The organism is Moorena sp. SIO4G3 (genome assembly GCF_010692305.1).
In the GTDB taxonomy this organism is placed as follows: Bacteria; Cyanobacteriota; Cyanobacteriia; order Cyanobacteriales; family Coleofasciculaceae; genus Moorena; species Moorena producens_A.
In genome coordinates, this window is sequence record NZ_JAAHIG010000584.1 from 1 (window position 1) to 3,716 (window position 3,716).

At 43.4% G+C, this 3,716-nt stretch carries 5 protein-coding genes and 1 pseudogene; all 6 read left to right on the top strand.

Annotated features, from left to right (window positions below):
* The first annotated feature begins 867 nt into the window (after nt 1–867).
* A complete protein-coding gene (locus tag F6J99_RS43155; RefSeq protein ID WP_293123119.1) occupies nt 868–1,008 on the top strand; it encodes a hypothetical protein in 141 nt (46 codons plus the stop codon).
* Between the two features lie 67 nt (nt 1,009–1,075).
* Nucleotides 1,076–1,219 (top strand): hypothetical protein, encoded by a 144-nt coding sequence (locus tag F6J99_RS43160; protein ID WP_293123122.1) that lies wholly within the window; start codon nt 1,076–1,078, stop codon nt 1,217–1,219.
* 18 nt (nt 1,220–1,237) lie between these two features.
* A pseudogene (locus F6J99_RS46000) lies at nt 1,238–1,447 on the top strand (response regulator); the annotation flags it as partial.
* A 90-nt stretch (nt 1,448–1,537) separates the two neighbouring features.
* Nucleotides 1,538–3,073, top strand: coding sequence for an ATP-binding protein (locus F6J99_RS46005; RefSeq protein ID WP_365975394.1), 1,536 nt, complete (start codon nt 1,538–1,540; stop codon nt 3,071–3,073).
* Nucleotides 3,060–3,212, top strand: a complete 153-nt coding sequence (locus F6J99_RS43175; RefSeq protein WP_293123125.1) for a hypothetical protein — start codon at nt 3,060–3,062, stop codon at nt 3,210–3,212. The genes F6J99_RS46005 and F6J99_RS43175 overlap by 14 nt, the downstream gene beginning before the upstream one ends.
* Nucleotides 3,213–3,391: 179 nt before the next feature.
* Nucleotides 3,392–3,631 carry a hypothetical protein gene (locus F6J99_RS43180; RefSeq protein ID WP_293123128.1) on the top strand — a complete coding sequence of 80 codons (240 nt, stop codon included), beginning with the start codon at nt 3,392–3,394 and terminating at the stop codon, nt 3,629–3,631.
* Nucleotides 3,632–3,716 lie beyond the last annotated feature (85 nt).

Here is a 3,716-nt window from a genome sequence, read left to right on the forward strand (position 1 = left end):
CCGATACTTTTTAGCTACCAAAATCTACAAATCAGATTTTGGCTCACGCTTTGCAAGCTGGATTTTGCCAGCCAGGGGGTATCTCCCAAGGCATTACCCGGACTATGCCCGGCTTAGCGCATAAATTTGATTCCACTATTGACAAAAAACGCAACCCTTAAACCCTTGGTTTTCGGCTTTAATGTAAGTCGCAAAGTATCTCTAATGAAACTGAATCTATGTTTAAAGTCTAACACATCTTTGTAGATAGTGCAACATTCTTGGAGAAAATCCTTAACAGTTGCCAGCCCCTTTTGTTGCCCCACTGAGGGTCTGTTCCCCCTCTTCAGGAACAGTAACTGGTTTTCTTAGGGCAATATTTGCAGTTAGAGTGGGTATATCAGCCAATATCTCAACAGCCTGTAGCTTGATCACAGGCAGGACTTACGCACACAATCCATGGGTAGGGTGGGCAAAACCTTGCCCACCCTACAGGTAGCGTTAAATTGAGGGATTTGCGTAAGTCCTAACAGGGGTCAAAACCCAGTTGTGATCAACGCTTTGTAGTACCCCCCCTCAGGAAATGGAAGTGCTCTATAAACTTGGCGATGCTGGGCAGTATGACAAAAATTCGCCCAGGAACTCACTATCGGGTTTCGTGGGCGAGTTGTGAAAATCCAGAAGTCCAAAATTCCTGGTAGTGCGGGCAGGATGCCCGCGTGAGAGTTCACAATCGATTAGACCTCTCAGGAAAGCGCGGTTTTAGCTCAATTGGGGCAAGACTTCCAGAATCTTTTTCGCTTCTGTTGTCTATTGAGACCCCCATGAGAGTTCACAACCTCCGCCAGAATTGCTGTAAGCATATGCGCTACAGATGTGCTACTTGAGGTGCAGTCAGCAGTCAGCCGTTGGCCTTGGCCGTTGGCCACGCTACGGGAATGGCTGATCGCTGAATACTTAGGAATTGCTATACCTCGAAGCAGTCGATTACAACTACATTCCCAAAGCCCACCAAACTCAAAAACTTAGCCAAAGGGTTTCAATAAAAAGCCATTGTTACTTTGGTTAAAGACTATCTGCATCTGGAATAAAATCCATGAGTGTAATTGCTAAAACAAATGACTTTGAATTAAAAAAGTATACCATATTGATTATTGATGATAATCCCACCAATTTAAGGGTTGCTTTTGATTATTTAGAAGATTGTGGATTCACAATTTTAGTATCCCAAGATGGTTAAAGTGGGTTAAAACGCGCTAAGTATGCCCATCCTAAAATTATTTTACTGGATGTTTTGATGCCAGGTATAGATGGCTTTGAAACCTGCTGTCGCTTGAAGGCGGATCAGGCTACTAAAGATATTCCTGTAATTTTTATGACGGCGTTATCTAGTACCGAGGATCAGGTGAAAGGATTTGAAGTTGGGGGAGTCGATTATGTCACTAAGCCACTCCAACATGAGGAACTCTTAACTCGGATAATTAACCATTTACGGATTCAGGAGTTAACTGAAAAGCTGCAACTTCAAAATCAGGAGTTAAAACAACAAGCGATTGAACTGGCAAAAGCTAAAGAAGCTGCTGAATTAGCTAGCCAAGCCAAAAGTGAATTCCTCTCCAATATGACTCATGAACTGCGTACTCCTCTCAATGGCATTTTAGGTTATGCCCAAATCCTCCAACGGGATCAAACCGCTACCCCTAAACAAAAGCATAGTATCGATCTCGTTTACCAATGTGGCACTCACTTGCTCCACTTGATCAATGACATCTTAGAGCTGTCGAAAATTGAAGCCAGGAAAATGGAACTGTTGCCGAAAGAGATTCATTTTCCTACTTTGTTGATCTCGGTTGTAGAAATCTGCCGTATCAAAGCTCAGCAAAAGGGTATCTCTTTTATTTATCAACCATCATCCTGTCTACCAGCAGGGATTGTGGCTGATGAAAAACGACTGCGACAAGTTCTGATTAACCTCCTGAGCAATGCTCTTAAGTTTACTGACCATGGCGGAGTAACCTTCAAGGTAGAGGTGATCAGTAACGATAAAGCCGTACAACCCCGACTCCCTAGGATTTATAGAGATCAGCAAGAGGGGGAAGTTATCACAGACAAAATCATGCCACTAATAGGCAAAGCTCCCGAATCACCCATGGTTAGAATTCGATTTCAAATCGAAGATACTGGCATCGGACTCAACCCAGAAGAATTGGAAACAATATTTTTACCCTTTGAACAATTTGGGGATAGTGCTATTCGAGATCAAGGCACTGGTCTGGGATTAGCTATTAGCCAGAAAATTGTTAATCTCATGGGAAGTCATATCAAAGTTGAAAGTACTTCTGGCAAGGGTAGTGTTTTTTCTGTGGATTTGGATTTACCTACTACCACAGTAATGGATCACAAAAATAAAATTTATACCAATACTATCGTTGGTTTTCAGGGCAAGGTGCGTAAAATAGTAGTGGTAGATGACAAACCGAATAATCGCTCTTTTATTGTTAATTTTTTACAACCTCTGGGATTTAAACTTTTGGAAGCGAGTAATGGGGTTGAGGGTTTGGAAAAAGCTATAGAATTTCACCCTGACTTAATTATTACTGACTTAGTGATGCCAGTGATGGATGGCTTTGAAATGATGCGACGTATCCGCTCATCAGAGCAATTGAAACAGATCATGGTAATTGCGACATCTGCCAGTGTTTATGAATTAGAACACCAACAGAGTCAGGATATAGGCTGGAGCGATATTCTTTCTAAGCCTGTGAACGTTGAAGAATTACTCGATAAATTAAAGCGGCATCTGCAACTGGAATGGGTATATGAACAGTATGATCCCGAAGTATCAAAAATCAAAATTGAATCGGCTAAAAAAGTTCTGCCAGAGGCTATTGTACCTCCCCCAGCTGATGTATTAGCTGAACTTTATGACCTGGCCAAGAAAGGGAATATGTTCGCGATTATTAAATCCGCAGAAAATCTTAAACAATTAGATGATAAGTTTGTGACCTTTGCTCAGACTATATCTAATTATGCTGATGAATTTCAATTAAAAAAAATTAGAATATTGATAGAAAAGTATCTTGAAAAGAATTAGTATAGCGCAGGGAATCGGGAATCGGGAATCGGGAATCGGGAAAGAGAGGGAAGTGTGGGAAGTGTGGGAAGTGTGGGGAGATGGGGAGATGGGGAGATGGGGAGATGGGGAGATGGGGAGATGGGGAGATTTTTATTAAGCGATGCAGCGCGGTCTTGGGGGTTTCCCCCATGAGCGACTGCATCAAGACAGAGTAATTATCCGGACATGATATAAACGCTATATTCAGCCTGTTAATTATTAATTAATGAAATAGGTATTGATGAATTAAAACTATAATTTATTAACCGGAAAAGGTATCTATTTTTTATCATATTTATGAGGTACATTAAATTTTATTACCCCGACTCCCGACTCCCGACTCCCGACTCCCGACTCCCGACTCCCGACTCCCGACTCCCGACTCCCGACTCCCGACTCCCGACTCCCGACTCCCGACCCCCGACTCCCGACTCCCGACTCCCGACTCCCGACTCCCGACTCCCGACTCCCGACTCCCGACTCCCGACTCCCGACTCCCGACTCCCGACTCCCGACTCCCGAATCCCGACTCCCTGAACTCCAGTCCCCGCCAGCTCTCCATCGCGTATTCCGTCGTCTGCGTCAACAACAAAAAACCCCCAACTCTGCAGGCACACACTAG

What these genes read in the sequence shown, in the direction of transcription:
- F6J99_RS43180 (WP_293123128.1), top strand. Translation starts at nt 3,392, where the DNA reads ATGAGGTACATTAAATTTTATTACCCCGACTCCCGACTCCCGACTCCC.
- F6J99_RS43160 (WP_293123122.1), top strand. Translation starts at nt 1,076, where the DNA reads ATGAGTGTAATTGCTAAAACAAATGACTTTGAATTAAAAAAGTATACC.